Annotated in this window: 9 protein-coding genes; 3 read left to right on the top strand and 6 right to left on the bottom strand. The window is 29.7% G+C overall.

Annotated features, from left to right (window positions below):
- Positions 1-97 precede the first annotated feature (97 nt).
- Positions 98-850: a hypothetical protein gene (locus tag ACK2WN_RS01695; protein WP_300452163.1), complete on the bottom strand. Its 753-nt coding sequence runs from the start codon at positions 848-850 to the stop codon at positions 98-100.
- A complete protein-coding gene (locus ACK2WN_RS01690) occupies positions 831-2234 on the bottom strand; it encodes an AAA family ATPase (RefSeq protein ID WP_416154616.1) in 1404 nt (467 codons plus the stop codon). The genes ACK2WN_RS01695 and ACK2WN_RS01690 overlap by 20 nt, the downstream gene beginning before the upstream one ends.
- A 284-nt stretch (positions 2235-2518) precedes the next feature.
- Between ACK2WN_RS01690 and ACK2WN_RS01685 the strand changes: the two genes are divergently transcribed.
- The gene (locus ACK2WN_RS01685) at positions 2519-4693 is read left to right on the top strand and encodes a cell wall-binding repeat-containing protein (protein WP_416154615.1); all 2175 of its coding nucleotides are present in this window, start codon (positions 2519-2521) and stop codon (positions 4691-4693) included.
- 164 nt (positions 4694-4857) lie between these two features.
- On the opposite strand, the gene ACK2WN_RS01680 is transcribed toward ACK2WN_RS01685, so the two are convergent.
- The gene (locus ACK2WN_RS01680) at positions 4858-6642 is read right to left on the bottom strand and encodes an RNA-binding domain-containing protein (RefSeq protein ID WP_416154614.1); all 1785 of its coding nucleotides are present in this window, start codon (positions 6640-6642) and stop codon (positions 4858-4860) included.
- 426 nt (positions 6643-7068) lie between these two features.
- On the opposite strand from ACK2WN_RS01680, the gene ACK2WN_RS01675 reads away from it, so the two are divergent.
- Together ACK2WN_RS01675 and ACK2WN_RS01670 are read left to right on the top strand one after the other, a co-directional pair.
- Positions 7069-9207: a cell wall-binding repeat-containing protein gene (locus ACK2WN_RS01675; protein WP_416154613.1), complete on the top strand. Its 2139-nt coding sequence runs from the start codon at positions 7069-7071 to the stop codon at positions 9205-9207.
- 107 nt (positions 9208-9314) lie between these two features.
- Positions 9315-9782, top strand: coding sequence for a hypothetical protein (locus tag ACK2WN_RS01670; protein ID WP_416154612.1), 468 nt, complete (start codon positions 9315-9317; stop codon positions 9780-9782).
- Between the two features lie 359 nt (positions 9783-10141).
- On the opposite strand, the gene ACK2WN_RS01665 is transcribed toward ACK2WN_RS01670, so the two are convergent.
- The 3 genes from ACK2WN_RS01665 to secA all read right to left on the bottom strand — a co-directional run bounded on the left by ACK2WN_RS01665 (position 10142) and on the right by secA (position 16492).
- Positions 10142-12214 (bottom strand): cell wall-binding repeat-containing protein, encoded by a 2073-nt coding sequence (locus tag ACK2WN_RS01665; protein WP_416154611.1) that lies wholly within the window; start codon positions 12212-12214, stop codon positions 10142-10144.
- A 951-nt stretch (positions 12215-13165) separates the two neighbouring features.
- Positions 13166-13606 carry a Panacea domain-containing protein gene (locus ACK2WN_RS01660; RefSeq protein ID WP_416154610.1) on the bottom strand — a complete coding sequence of 147 codons (441 nt, stop codon included), beginning with the start codon at positions 13604-13606 and terminating at the stop codon, positions 13166-13168.
- Between the two features lie 327 nt (positions 13607-13933).
- Positions 13934-16492: a preprotein translocase subunit SecA gene (secA, locus tag ACK2WN_RS01655; protein WP_416154609.1), complete on the bottom strand. Its 2559-nt coding sequence runs from the start codon at positions 16490-16492 to the stop codon at positions 13934-13936.
- Positions 16493-16697: the final 205 nt, after the last annotated feature.

Here is a 16697-nt window from a genome sequence, read left to right as displayed (position 1 = left end):
TAAAAAACAAAAATAGACTTGCTTTTGTAAGTCTATTTTTGTTTTAATGTTACTACAAAAACATATGTTCTGTATAATTGTTTTTATCTAAATCTAACTATTCATTACACTTAGAAATTATTTCTTTAGCTTCACTATTAAAATATTCTATATTATTTATAAAGAAAACATTCATATTAGAATATCTTAACAAAGAATTGAGACCTTTTTTTATAAAGTTCCAAGAGGCTGAAAACTTCTTCTCTTCTCCAAACTCATCTATAAATTCAACAAACTTTTCTTCCTCACCATCATAAGAATCTGCAAAATCTTCAGCTGAACCTACTTTTTTAGAGCCATCCATATTTCTCTCACCATGAATAACATGGTCTAAATTACAAGAAAAATAATAAATTTCCAATGGAATATCTCCGCACTTTTCACCTTTTATAACTGGTTCAAGTTTATTTGATTTAAACTTATTTCTTTTTCTAATATTTTCTACATTATTTGTATATATTCCATCATCTTCATATCTAAGTTCTCCATCTATTTCAGAATAATATACAGCTTCATCTGGAACATAACATCCATCAGTATCTGATATTACTACTATTTTCTCTATATCATCCCTTGAAATTCCTCTATTCTCAAATAAAAATAACTGAAGTTCTATTTCTATTAACTCAACAAGAGTTTTACTCTTATATTCTTTAGAATTATTTGAAGAAAGATCACATCCTACAACCTTAAAGAATACTGTATCGTTTATAAGTTCTGAAATTATAGGTTTTAATGCTACTCTATCACTTTTTCCTTCAACCATAAGCAGAAAGACTTTTTTCTTAGGTTTAATTTTCTTCTTTACCATAAAGTTTACCTGCCTTTCTAAATGCTTTTTCTATCCTATAATCTCTAGTTTCGCTATATATATCTTCTTCCTGACCACCAAGTAATATTGCAGAATAATAAAAATCCCTAATATTATTATTTGAGTTTACTCCAGAAAGATAAATATACCTATTATCTGGATTAACAGTTGTAAAAATAATAGACTTATATGGAAGTTTTTCAAGTGGTCTTAAATTATGTGAAGTGAATATAAACTGACCTTTTGCCGAATCATTGAATATACTTAATATTTCTCCTAGTAAATATTCATGTATACCTGAATCAAACTCATCAACCATCAAACAAACAGATTCTTTATTATATGCTGCAACAAGTGCACTTGTTATAGATATAATTCGTTTTATACCTTCTGATTCATATACAAGCGGAATATTTTTTCCATCTCTTATACTAACTAATTCAAAACTAATTCCTTCTTCACCATCTTTTGTAAGCTGATTCTTCTCATTTACAATTCCTATTTCAAGAGAAGGAACAAGAGATTTTATAATAATGCTAATCTGTTTAACTACGCTTTTGACATCTTCAAATACATTTATTGGTAAAATATTTGGTTCAAATAAATTAATTGCTATCCTTCCCCTTTTTAATTTTTCACTATCCTGTAAATATAAATTAAGTGAAACAAATTTATCAAGATATATGCTTCCCATTGCATCATTTTTTATTATAATCAAATCTCTAACAGAAAAATATTTAAGTATTCTAACAGCCCAAAGTAAATCTTTATCATCTTTACTTGCCATTTCTTCAGCTATTCTATCTTTTGCACCATTTCCAAATATTAATGACGCGTCTGGATTTAGTCCATACAATACGTCTGAAAACATCATTGTATCTTTTGATATAGTTTTTTTAATCTTTGAATAAGTAATTTTTCCAGAATTAGCTTCAAATAAAGTTCTCTTTCTAATCCATTTACCATCTTTAAATTTTTTAAGTGTCAATTTTTCATAATCTATAATATATTTAGTACTATTCTTATCATCAGAAAACTCATCTTTAGATTGAATAATTTCAAAGTTATAATCTACTAATCCTTTGAATTCATCACAATCTACATAAAAATTATATTCTAATTTCGCTTTATTTGTACTTGTATTAATCATACTTCCTATGTAATCAGGAAGTTTTTTTCCTTCTAGTATAGATTTTAAAATATCTGTGGCTTCAAGTACTGTTGATTTTCCAGAACCATTTTGTCCATAAATCCCAAGAATAGATCCAGATTCTAAAAAATTGTTATTTTCTATTTCATTTAAACTATTGATTTTTATAGATCCGTAGCATACGTTTTTTATTCCTTCTATTGTTATACCTACTATTCGTATAAATTCTTTCATATATTTTCACCTTCTTTGTAGTTTATTTTTAGTTGAATATTATTTTGCTTTATATTATATATAATATCACTTTTTCATAATATTTCATATTTTTTGTATGAAATATTATGAAAATAGGTTGTTCTGGGGTTTGTTTAATATTCTGTCTTCAAATTAAAGTTTGTGGTTGTGTTCATTCCGTCAAATAAAACTGTGGAAGAATAAAGAATTGCGTCGAAAGAGCAAGAGAATAGAGAAAAAAAGAGATGTAACGAATAAAAAAGGAAAACGGAGGTAAAAAGATAATGAATAAGAAAAGATTATCAGTAGTAATGGCAGGAGCGATGTTAGCGAGTGCAGTAGCGCCAGTGATGGCAGCAGAAGTGCAGAAGAGTGAAGTATCAGCAAATGAAACTGGTCTACTTCAGAAAGAATTAAGAGAATTAGTGCAGAAAAATTTATTCGCAAATGATAAAAAGAATGCACCAGCAGGAAAACCAGATGTAAGAAATCAGTCTGTATATAAAATATATGTAAACAAAGTAGATACAGGATTAACAGAAAAATCTAGTCAGGAAGATTGGCAGAAAGTATTCAGAACTTTAGATGCTGGAGATGTTGTAAGAGTATACTCAAGAGGATTTAAAGAAGTTGATGGTAAATTATATCACTACGAATACAAAGAAGGTGCATTTGAAACTTATACAGAAGCTGAATTAAAAGAATTAGCAAACAAAGTATTCTATTCAGCAGGTAAAAAAGATAATAATAATAAACCAGTAGTAGATGACCAGTATAAAAAAATAGTTGAATATGCTAAATATGATGAAATAAGCAAAGAATTCACTATAAAATTTGTTAAAGATACAAAAATACCTGGACTAGATGAACAGGATACAATGACAATAAAACCTGGAGATGTAGAATTAAAATTCACAACTGGAGCTGGTAAAGATTGGAAAACTTTATCATACTATACTGATGAAGCTCAGACTAATGAAGCTCAGTTATTAGATTGCGATAATCCAGTAGCAATAGAAGACTTCTACGGATTTGTTCCAACTGATGTATTAGTAGGAGATGGACACATAGCTTTATCTTCAGAATTAGTAAAAGAATATACAATAACTCCTGGTGGATATAACTATGATTTAACAGATTTATATGATGGATTATTCTTAACAGAAAAAGGACAGGAATTCTTCACAATGTTAAAAGAATCTGTTTCTGTAGGTAGAGATGTTAAAATAGTTATAAGTGATAAAAGTGGTGAATACTACACAGTTAATAGTAATTTAGATAAAGATGAAGAAGCATTAAAAAATCTTGAAACTGAAATATTAAATAAATTAAAGAAATACAGCAACGGATATAAAGTTGAAGTAAAATTAGGAGAAAAAGCAGCTAATGGTTTATCTGAAGAATTATATACTATAACAGGAACAGATAAACAGAACATGGCTAGAGTAACTGCTTGGATGGTTAATGCAAAAGCTAGAGTTGACGTATTAGCAGGAGATAACAGATATGAAACAGCAGTAGAAATAGCAAAAGAATACGCTGGAATAAAAGGTGTAAAAAATCCTCAGTCTGCTACTAAAAAAATAGATGATATAGTATTAGTAAATGGAAACGCATTAGTAGATGGACTTGCTGCAGCTCCTTTAGCAGCACAGGAAGAAGCTCCTGTATTATTAACAGAAGCAGACAAATTACCAACAGCTACATATAAATTCTTAAAAGAATTAATGGCAGACCATTTAGTAGGTGGAGAAAAATCAGCTAAAATACACTTAGTAGGTGGAGAAGCTGTTTTATCTAAAGGATTAGAAAGACAGTTAAGAGGATTAGGATTTGACGTAGTAAGATACGATGGAGACAACAGAGAAGAAACTTCATTAGAAGTATTAGATGCAATGAATGATAAAGATGAAGTATTCGTAGTAGGTGCTCAGGGTGAAGCCGATGCAATGTCAATAGCATCAGTAGCTGCAGAAAAAGAACTTCCAATAGTAGTAGCTAAAAATGGTGGAATCTCAGAAGATGCAACATATGAATTAAAAGGTAAAAAAGTTACTATAATAGGTGGAGAATCTGTAGTATCTAAAGCAGATTACAATGCAATAAAAGCTGAAGCTGAAGGTGTTCAGAGAATAGCTGGAGCAAACAGAAAAGCTACAAATGCAGAAATAATCAAGAAATTCTACAAAGGTTCTTATATAGGAGAAGCTAAAAACGTTATAGTAGCAAAAGATGGACAGAGAAACAAAATGGAATTAGTTGACGCATTAGCAGCAGCAAATATGGCAGCTAAAAAAGATGCTCCAATAGTACTTGCTACAGATAAATTATCTAAAGAACAGGAAAATGCATTAGAATTAAACGCTAAAAAATCATTTGCATTATACCAGGTAGGACATGGTGTAGCAAGAGATGTTGTTAAAACTATAGCTGAAAACTTAGGCTTAACTAACAGATAATTAAAAGTAAATAATTAAATTTACATACTAAAGACGAGGAAATTTTCCTCGTCTTTTCTTTTACATTATTTCAAAAGTTTTAAAAGTATACAAAAAAAGTCAAAAATAGGCTTGCTGTTGTAAGTCTATTTTTGACTTTGTAACCTACTACAAACATACGTTCTCTATTTTTCATTTTCTTCTTTTAAAACATATCTAGTGCTTGAGCCAGCTCCAATTCTGTCAATAATTCCTTTATCAATTAAAGAATTAAAAATAATAACAGACTTTCTCTTGCTAATACCTAGCCTATCAGTAGCTATTTTAGAAGAAATAAATCCATTCTCCTTAATAAGTTCAATAACTTTTAATTGTTCATCACTCAAAGAGTTTTTCTCTAATTTATTAAAGTCAAAGTTTTTACTATCAATTATATTTTTAATATTTTTATTAAGTTTGTACTCTACGCCTCTTCCAAGCCCTGATGTTTTAAATACATTTCGTCTAACTAAATTTTTTAAAATGCTATGTACCTCTTTAGAATTTTTACCTAGAAGATTTTGTACTGTTGTATTATTTATACTGTTATTTACACTTGCCAATGCTAGTACTTTTATTTCATCATCCGTAAAACTACTTAGAAACACATCATTTAAAATTTCTCTATTATTTACTTTATTATCAATATTTGAAAGATTATCTACAATAGTATTAGTATTATTTTCTATATTATCAGCTACATTATTATTTTCCATCTTTAACAAAAGCTCCACTCTATCTGGAGCAAAGTTTTCGTCTAGCTGAGGACTAATCCAATTCTCGTCGTTCCAAGCCTTTTGAATTTTTTCTATACCAGATCCAGCTCTTTCACCAACACCAATCAAATTAAACATCTTAAAAATATTTTCATTTCTAGGATCACTAATTCCACCGTTTAAAGCCTCACCAATACTAATTCGCAAAGTACCAGGATTAGAAAATTTGAAATAGTTCTCCCCTTTTTCAATAACAATCCCTCTCTCAACTCTATAGTCTGTGTGAATTAAAGTATTTGCAAGTGCTTCCCTAAGTGCTTCGTGTAATTCAGTATCATCTTTTCTAACACCATTGACCAACTTAAAAGGAACTTTCAAATCAGAAGTCAATTTATTTACTACCTTAAAATAAAAATCAAAAATATTTCCACTCCAAAGTCCATCGCTTGATGTTATTCTATTTTCCCATCTTAAACTAGAATCACTGCTTTTTTCTCTATAATCTAGAAAATACTTAGGAAACTCATCACAAATCTCTCTTTCTTCACCAAACATTAAAAGACCTGCGTATGTAACACCTTCTGTATTATTAGACCTATTTTTTCCATAAGCTCCAATTTTATACAAGAAGTTCTTTAAATCAAGAGCAAGCCATGGATGAGAAGAATTTTTGCTCTCTAACCTATTTTTATAACTATTAATACTGTCTAAATTTAAATCATTTATTGTAAATCCTTCCAAAACAACACTATCTTGCGAAATATCATTTGAATCAGCAATCATCCTAATAATCTCTTGTCTACTACATTTATAGTCTCCGCTATGATTTCGTCTAAATGTACCAGAGTGTTTGCTATCATTGTATGGATTTTCACCAATAAATACAGGTTTATCTCTCCTATCAGCTCTAGGAACAACTATTTTGATAATACTTTTTCCATCAATATCTTCAATTATCACATCTCTGTCAGAGATAATATTCGCACTAACTTTCTTACTATTATTTAAATTATCCCATAATTCTTTAACTACCTTGTCTACACTTTTTACTCCAGATACTGAAAATTCACCATTCTTTTCTTTTACTCCAAGAAATATTGTACCACCTTTTGTATTTGCAAATGCTGAGTATGTCTCCCAAAGATCTCTAGGTAATGTGTCACTAGATTCTTTACACTCAATATCTACTCCTTCAAAAAATTTATTTATATCCATAATTACTCCTCTTTTCGTAATAAAGTTATTTAAAATGTATCGATTCAATTTAACTTAGATGATTATTAGAGTAATCGATACATTTTAACTACTATTATTTATATAATAACATAAATTGATACATTTTAACTACTATTATTTATGTAATAACATAAATCGATACATTTTAACTATATATTTTCTATATTTACTATAAATTGATACATTTTATATTATTAATCGATACATTTTGATTACTATTCAAATAGTGTCCATATATTTTTTATTAATATTTAAAACTGATAAACTTTTTTAAGTTTATATTTTAGGGAGTGCGCGTTAGTACAATAAAACTGTGGAAGAATAAAGAATTGCGTCGAAAGAGCAAGAGAATAGAGAAAAAAAGAGATGTAACGAATAAAAAAGGAAAACGGAGGTAAAAAGATAATGAATAAGAAAAGATTATCAGTAGTAATGGCAGGAGCGATGTTAGCGAGTGCAGTAGCGCCAGTGTTAGCAGAAACAGCAGAAACAACACATGGAAAAATGGGATTATTAATAGATAAATTAGAAACATTAATGAACTCTAAAAAATACCATGCAACAGATGTTGAAGCAGGAAAATCAGTATATAGATTCTCTATATTAGATGAAGGTGGAAAAGATGTATCAATATCTAATGTATCAGCAACTGAATATACTTTATCAGATAACAAAAAAATAAAAGTGTACTCTGATGCAAATGTATTAAAGAAATTAGATGCTACTAGAATATATACAGTAAAGGTATATGAATTAGGAAGCATAGAAAAAAATGGAGAATTCTTCTCTAAAGATGTAGTTAATGGTGAAAATATAAAATACGAAGCTAAAGATTTTGCTGACTTAGTAGCTGATGTTAAAGCTTTTAATAATGCAGCAGAAGACAAAAAAGCTGATGCTATAACAAAATATCCAGGATTATCTAAAGCTGTAACAGAGGGCTGGGTAACTAATTTAGAATTAAAAGAAAATGATTCTAAAGTTGTTGTTACATTAGGTTCAAAAAATTCAAATGGAGAATTTAATAAAATAGAATGTGCTGTTGGAACTGATAAATTAACATTCGGTAAACCAGTAGATGCAAAAGGTAATGTACTTGCAGAAGTTAAAGGTGATTCTGTTTCATACAATGGCGTTGATAAAGCGTATGTACAGGGGAATATTGCAGGATTTGAAGCTGCAAAAAAAGAAGGTTCAAAAGATCCAGTTTCAATAGCTGGTAAAAATGCTAAATTAGTTCATGAAGTTAAAATATTAAATGGTGATATGAACTATACAGTAAAAGTAGATGATTTATACGATGGATTCATGTTAACAGAAAAAGGTCATGAATTAATGAATGCTGTTAAATTACTTGAAAATGACGGAAATACAGCTACGACTCAAAGTGTAGATGTTGTTAAAGAAGGAAAAGGTACAGAAAGATATTTTGTTGTTACTTTAGTAGATGCTAATGGAGCTAGACATATAGTTAAAGTTTTAGGAGATTCATTACACATAAATAAAATATCAACTTTAAGAAAATGGTTATATAATAGAAAAGCTAATGTTGAATTATTAGCAGGAGAAAATAGATATGCAACAGCTGTTGAAATAGCTAAAACTTATATAGCTGGAGATAGCCAGTATCATAACCGGAATGGTGTATATGCAGATAATACTAATCTTGTATTAGTAAATGGAAATGCATTAGTAGACGGACTTGCAGCAGCACCATATGCAAAACAGATGAATGCACCTATATTATTAACAGCTGAAAACACTCTTCCTAAAGAAACAAAAGCTTTTATGAAAGAGTTAATAGGAAATACTACTGTTGGAAACTTAAAAAACGTTACAGTGACAATAATAGGCGGAGAAGCTGTAGTATCTAATTCAGTTGTAAATGAATTAAGAGAAATAGGGGTAAAAGTTAAAAGAATATCTGGAGATAACAGAGAAGAAACTTCATTAGCAGTAGCTGATAAAATGAATGCAACTGAAGCATTTTTAGTAGGTGCTAATGGTGAAGCTGATGCTATGTCAATAGCAGCTACAGCAGCTAAAAAAGGAAGACCTATAATAGTTTCTAAATCAGATAAAGGTTTATCTACTGTAGGTGTAAATGAAGTATCTGAATACAATAAAGTAGAAATAGTTGGTGGAGAAGGTGTAGTTCCAAAATCAACAGAAGATGCTTTAAAAGAACTAGTTGATAATGGATCTGTTTCAAGATTAAATGGTAAAAATAGATTTGAAACTAATGCATTAGTAATCAAAAAATATCACAAAGGATTTGAAGACGCATTAATAGCAAAAGATGGTCAGAGAAATAAATCTGAATTAGTAGATGCTTTACCAGCTGCTATATTTGCTTCATCAAATGCAGCAACAAATCCAGCTGCTCCAATAGTACTAGCAACAGATAAAATATCTGATGAACAGTTAAATCAGTTAGTATTAAACTCTAATAAATCTGTAGATGGAACTGTATACCAGATAGGTAATGGTGTAGCTAGAACAGTAATGGAAAAAGTTGTAACTAAATTAGGATTAAATAACTAATTTTTTAAAAATAAATTTTTATATTATTGTAAAACGGAGATTTATTAATCTCCGTTTTATCTATTTTTACAATTAATATTTAACTATAATTAGAAAGGATATTAATTATGAGTGCAATTGAAGAAATTTTAGTAAATATGAAAATTAATGATCCAATATTCATAAATATAATGGAAAACATAAACTTAAAAGAAGAAATAGAATTATATTTATTTGATAAATCTGTGTCATTTTCTGAAGATTATCCTTATGATGCAAGTATTCAGTTAGATTATATAAATGAAGATATTGAAATTAAAAGTATAGATTTTGAAAAAATAAATGAATCAGAATATATGATAAGTATTGAAATATCAAACACCATAGAATATACAAAACTTTATAAAGACCCTTTGTATGATTCAAGTATAGATAATTCTAATGAAGAATTTCTTTATAATCCTAATAATGAAGCAATTTTAAAACTTCAATTAGATGCCTATATAGATTTTTATTCTAATGAAATTAATGATATAAATGATGATTTAGACATTACAAAAGTTGAATTAACAGATATATTTTTTGAGGAAATTTAATAAAATTATATAAATATTTAAATTTATATGTTTAAAACCAAAAATAGGCTTGCTTTTGTAAGCCTATTTTTGTAAATTTATCCACGAGAGAACATTCGTTCTTTTAAATATTAAAAAGATATCTTATTTTTATTACAATCTCACTATAAAAATATTTTTTATTTGAATTTCTAAACTTAAGAAAGGTATTAGAGATAAAAATTTAAAATTTTATAAGATAAAACTTACTATATATCAAGAACATACGTTTGTATAAGTTTTTTAACACAAAAATAGTCTTACAAAAGCAAGACTATTTTTGTAAAAAGAAAACGGAGATTAAAAAATCTCCGCCTCTAAAAACTTATCTTCAATTTAAATTATTTTATAACTTTTGGTAATCCAAGTAATTCAGCAAGTTTAGTAACAACTGTTCTGTTTACTCCGTATCCTACCTGATATAAAGCTTCTGCATTAGCAGCCTTCTTATTTATTTCATTTAACTGGTCATCTGATAATTTATTAGTAGCTAAAACTACTGGAGCTTTTTTCTGAGAAGCTAAGTTTGCTGCTGTTAAAGCATCAACTAGTTCCATTTTATTATTCTGTCCATCTTTTGCTACTACTAAATTAGTAGTCTTAGTTAAATTGTAGTATTTTTCTATTATAGCAGCATTTGTAGCCTGTCTATTTTTACCAGCAACTCTTTCCACAGAAGTTTTGTTTTCTTTAGCTATTTCTTTTAATTTAGATTCTTCTTCTTTAGATACAGCAGCTTCTCCACCTATTATTACTACATTAGCTTTTGATCTTTCTATTTCTTTATAAGCAGCTTTAGATAATCCACCTTTTTTAGCAACAACTATAGATCCACTAGTAGCAGCTACTGGAGCTATTGACATTGCATCAGCTTCACCTTCTGCACCTACTACATATACAGTTTTTCTATCTTTTAAGTTTTCCATTACTTCTAATGAAGTTTCTTCTCTGTTATCTCCACCGTGTCTTACAACTTTAAATCCAAGACCTTTTAATGTATCAACAACATCTTTAGAAACAACTGCTTCTCCACCTACTATATTTACCTGTATATTTTCTAACCCAGCTATTGTATTAGTTTTAACTAATTCTTTTAAGTAAGCTAAAGTTTCTTTTGGTATTGTATTTGATTTAGTTAATAATATTGGAGCTGCATTTCCATTTTTACCTAATTTCTGAGCTAAAGGAGCTGCTGCAAGTCCATCTACTAAAGCTTCACCATTTACTAATACTATATGACCTATTGCATTTTTACTTCCTTCAACACCTGCAAGTTTTGCCTGTTCTTTAGATATTTTTACAGCTGTTTCATATCTGTTATCACCAGCTAGTACACCAACATTGAATTCTCTTTTAACAAACCAAGAGTTTAATATATCAAAGTTATCTTTGTTTAATCCTCTTACAGTTATAGTTTTAACTAGTTTCTGGTTGTTTTCAGCATCTGTAACTTTTATATTGAATCCATATATACCTGGAAGTAATCCTGTCTGAAGTTCATAAGTGTAATCTAAACCTTCATTTTTTTCATCATATTTATATGTTTCGAATAGTTCAGTACCTTTTTCAGTTAACATTAATCCATCGAATAAATCTTCTACTTTGAAAGCATCTGTTGCATCAGCAGCTTTTACTAAGTTTATTTCCTGAACTAAAGTTCTACCTGGTAATTCTTCAGTTACAGTAGCTGTTCCACCACCAACTTTTACAACATCAAAATGATCAAATTTCTGAACATCTTCATCTTTAGTATAATCTAAAAGATGGTTATCTTTATCCATTGGTTTTGTTAAATCTAATAATTTATCTCCAGCTTTTAATACTATTTCTTTCTTTTCTGTTGAACCAGCAGTTGCATCTTTAGATACATTTAAAGTTATTTTAACACCATTAGAAACTTTTCCATCGATTGCTTCTACTTTATCTACAAATTTATTACTTATATATAAACCTGAGTTTGAATCTCCAAGTAAAGCATTTAAATCAGCTTCTGTAGCAACTTTTTCACTACCTGGTTTCTGAGAATCTTTAGCGTATTTATCAGTTAATTTTCCGTATTCATTAACTCTTGTTTCTTTTTCATAAACTCTTATAGTTTTCTCATCATTATCTTTTAAGTCTTTTATTATTTTTAAATCAGATAATTTATTATGTAAATCAACTTTTATTTTTCCAGTTGAATCTTTATCAGATTCACCTTTTGCAACTATTGTAAATCCATATGCTGAATCATCTTCAACATCAGTTGTTCCATCTAACATTTTAGATTTCATTAAGTTTCTTATACCTTCCATTACTAGACCTCTCTGGTCTGCTGGCATTGTTTGTGCAGTAACATCTGCTGCCATCACTGGCGCTACTGCACTCGCTAACATCGCTCCTGCCATTACTACTGATAATCTTTTCTTATTCATTATCTTTTTACCTCCGTTTTCCTTTTTTATTCGTTACATCTCTTTTTTTCTCTATTCTCTTGCTCTTTCGACGCAATTCTTTATTCTTCCACAGTTTTATTGTACTACATTTTTTATACTCATGCAATAGTTTTTCAAAACAAAAGTTACATTTTCTTAACTTTTTCTTTCTTGACTTTTCTATTTCATTCGCATATCAAATGTGATAATTCGTATTATACGTTAAATATTACAACATGTAAACCCCTTTTACCAAATTTATAGACTTTTTTTGTTTTTTAATGTATAATTACGTATAGGAAATTTAGATATTTTCTAACATCTCTTTTTCCTGTTTCTTCCACAAAAAAAGCAGGTACGGGTTTACCCGTATCTGTTTTTTTGCGCATTTTCCCCGTTTCCAACGGCGAAAATGACTTTTTCTCGCCCGCTCGAAAAAGAACCTAAGGCTTGCGGCTTAGGTTTTTTATTTTTTCTTAACACTTCTTTTATATAAATTTTCTTTTTCGTTACCACTTTGTAACTTTTCAGCATTTTTTGTTACCATTTTGTAATCTTTTTGTAACTCTATCTCATTTTCGTCCCCGATTTTACATTTTTTTAAAAATTCTTGTCATATTTACTTACAATTCATCTAAGTTTGATATACGTTATAGCCTATCGGTTATTTTGTTAACTTATTCGTACCTTTAATTATCGCATATTGTTACTATATCATTTAACTTTTATTACAACTTCATGTAAAAAATTCCACTTTTACACTTTAGATTATTATTTTACATCCAATTCTAAACAATTTAATACGTTATTTACATACTTAATTCCAACTAAAATCATAAATAGCTTTCTAATTATTCCAATTTAACCTACTAAATCTAATTCTATTTAATTGTATATAAAAAGCTCCATTTACACATATTAAACTATTGCAAATTGGAGCTTTTTCATTTCTTATATATTAAATTTTTCTTTCATAAACATTTTATACGAATATTTACCTATATCCATAGGCTTTTTCATATTATACTCTTCTATTACTTTAGTGAAGTATTCTTTTATAATTTTTTTATCTATTATTTTATCAGATTTTTCTTTTTCGTCTAATTCTCCTCTAGTTATTTTCCAAGGATCTTCATCATGTGTAAATGATTCTAGCATTGTTCCACTATAGCATCCAAAGTTTTCACATATGCTATCTAATATTTCTATTTCCTCATCAGTAAATAATTCTGAGTTTATTTCATCTCTAATTTCTATTGTATGATATTTGTATTCTTTAAACTGATTATATATTTCTCTGTATACAGGTCCATGTACCCAAGCTTCACAATCATTTTCAAAGAATTCTGTTTTGTAAAAAGCCATATAAAATCCCTGTACATAATAAAGCATTTTCTGTAATGCTAGTGGTGTTACCTCTGTGCATTTGTTTATTATATATTCAACAGCTATTATTGTTTTGTTCCTTTTTACTCCGCTTATTTAACAGAGATGGCTGCGTGAACTGAACAATTAAAGAATAATAATATTATTAGGGCTATCAAGCAAATATTTTGTAGGTAGTTCTTTATTTCCACATGCTGGTTGCAGCGACAATTCTGCAAGCGCCTCACAACTTATAAATGTGTTACATAAAAGTGTGAGGCGCTGAAGCCTGGAGAGCAACAGCTGTGGAAATAAAAAAGGACTACCGCAAATATTTGCGATAGCCCAATGATATTATTCTTTAACTGTCCAGTTACCTTCAGCATCCTGTTCTGCATCTATTCCTAACTCTTCTAAAACTTTAGCATATTCTTCATCACTTAGTGAATTCAGATATTCAGCTAATGCTTCTACCTGAGCTTCATCTGGTTCAACAACCTGAGTATATTCCTCAGCACTAACTGTTTCTATGTTATCCATATCTATCTCTTTCTGACCTAGAGCTTCTCTGGCAAAACCAAATAAATATTTTAAAGTATCTCTTCTAATATTCATATTCATTTCGTCGTACATTCTACCAGCTTCAACAGTATATTCTTTAACTGGGTCTTTCTGTGCAGATGCCTGAAGTCCTATACCCTGTCTCATCTGATCCATTAAATCTATATGATATGTCCAATAGTTGTCGACAACAGTTAAAAGTGTTTCCCTTTCTTCTGCCTTTACCATATCTTCTCCCATAAGCATCTTTTTAAGATTATAGATATTTTCAACTATTGCATAAGTCTGGTTAGCTATAGCTTCTGGAGATAAATCTGCCCAACCAGGTATTATTAGTGTATTATATGGTACGAATTCGTTGTATAAATGAGCTACATATTTTACAAAATCTCTATCTTTTCCTCTTAAATATCTTTCTGTAGCAAATCTTATTCTTTCTTTTATCATTTCCTGAATTTCTTCAGATATGTCTGCATTATCAAGTACTTTATCTCTTTCTGCATATACAACTTTTCTCTGTTCGTTGATAACGTCGTCGTATTCAAGTACCTGTTTTCTTGTCTGGAAGTTTTTACCTTCTATTGTTTTCTGTGCTTTTTCTACAGTTTTTGTAAGCTGTTTACTTTCCATACCACCATGTTCGTCTGGAGTTATTTTTTTAGAAAGTTTTTCTATAGTTTTACCACCGTATAGTTTTATTATTTCGTCTTCTACACTGACGAAGAATCTTGATTTACCAGGGTCTCCCTGACGTCCAGAACGTCCTCTAAGCTGGTTGTCTATACGTCTTGATTCGTGTCTTTCTGTACCTATTACATAAAGTCCACCGACTTCTCTTACTCTTTTAGCTTCTTCTGGATCTCCAGCACCAAGTTTTATATCTGTACCTCTACCTGCCATGTTAGTTGCTATTGTTATAGCTCCCAACTTACCAGCCTGAGATACTATGTCTGCTTCTTCTTTATCCTGTTTAGCATTTAATACTTTGTGCTGTATTCCCTGTTTTTTAAGTAATTCTGATAGTTCTTCAGATTTTTCAACAGATACAGTACCAACTAGTATTGGCTGTCCTGTTAAGTGTGCCTCTTTTATTTCTTCAACAACAGCTGCATATTTCTGTTTTTCTGTTTTGTATATTCTGTCGTGTAAGTCTGCTCTTAGTACTGGTTTGTTTGTAGGTATCTGAACAACGTTCATGTGGTATATTGATTCAAATTCCTGTTCTTCTGTTTTAGCAGTACCTGTCATTCCTGATAGTTTTTCATATAATCTGAAGAAATTCTGGAATGTTACAGTAGCCATTGTTCTTGATTCACCTTTTATTTCAACGCCTTCTTTAGCTTCAACAGCTTCGTGAAGTCCATCCGTGAATCTTCTTCCCTGCATTACCCTTCCTGTAAATTCATCGACTATTAGTATTTCTCCATCTCTTACAACGTATTCTACGTCTAAGTCCATCATTTTGTGTGCTCTAAGAGCCTGGTTTATAGCGTGGAATATTTCCATGTTTTCTATGTGAGTTATGTTTTCTATTCCATAGAATTTTTCAGCTTTTTTGATACCAGATTCTGTGAAGGCTACTGTGTTTTCTTTTTTATCTTTTTCGTAGTCTTCTTCTTCTATTGTTTTTAAGAATGCATTGGCAACTTTGTATATTTCTGTTCCTTCAGCTCCCTGACCAGCTATGATAAGTGGTGTTCTAGCTTCGTCTATTAATATAGAGTCAACTTCATCGACTATAGCAAATTTAAGTTTTTTCTGTACTTTTTCTTCATTGCTTTTAGCCATGTTGTCTCTTAGGTAGTCGAAACCAAATTCGTTGTTTGTTCCGTATATTATGTCAGCTTCGTACTGAGCTTTTCTTTCTTCGTGAGTCTGATCAGCTATTATAACCCCTGTTGTTAGTCCTAAGAAGTTATATACCTGTCCCATTTCTTCAAGGTCACGCTGTGCAAGGTAGTCGTTGACAGTTACAACGTGTACCCCTTCTCCAGTTAGACCATTTAGGTAAACTGGTGCTACGGCAACTAGTGTTTTACCTTCCCCAGTTTTCATTTCAGCTATTTTTCCCTGGTGAAGTACTATCCCACCTATTAGCTGCACTCTGTACTGTCTCATTCCAAGTACTCTCCAAGAAGCCTCTCTTGCTACAGCAAATGCTTCTACTAATATGTCGTCTAGTGTTTCTCCGTTTGCTAGTCTTTCTTTAAATATGTTTGTCATATTTTTTAATTCGTCGTCGCTCATTGCTTTGAATCTTTCTTCTTGAGCATCTATTTTATCTACTATTGCGTTAATCTTTTTTATTTCTGCTTCGTCTGATTTGCTAAGTATTCTGTCTAATATTGACATTAATATTTCCCCCTTTTGAAACGTGCTATTTTTATTATATTATAATTGACCTTTTATGTATATAGCTCATTCCAAAAAAAATGCATAAAAAAAGACATAACATTTTTACAGAAGTTTTATCTTCTTCAGTAAATTTGTTATGTCCTTTTGATAAATCTAGTTTTTATGTTTTGCTTTTGTTTTATCTATTTTAATTGTGTTTTGA

Source organism: Peptacetobacter sp. AB800, from assembly GCF_047807365.1.
GTDB lineage: Bacteria > Bacillota > Clostridia > Peptostreptococcales > Peptostreptococcaceae > Peptacetobacter.
This window is presented reverse-complemented; position numbering and strand designations above follow the sequence as displayed.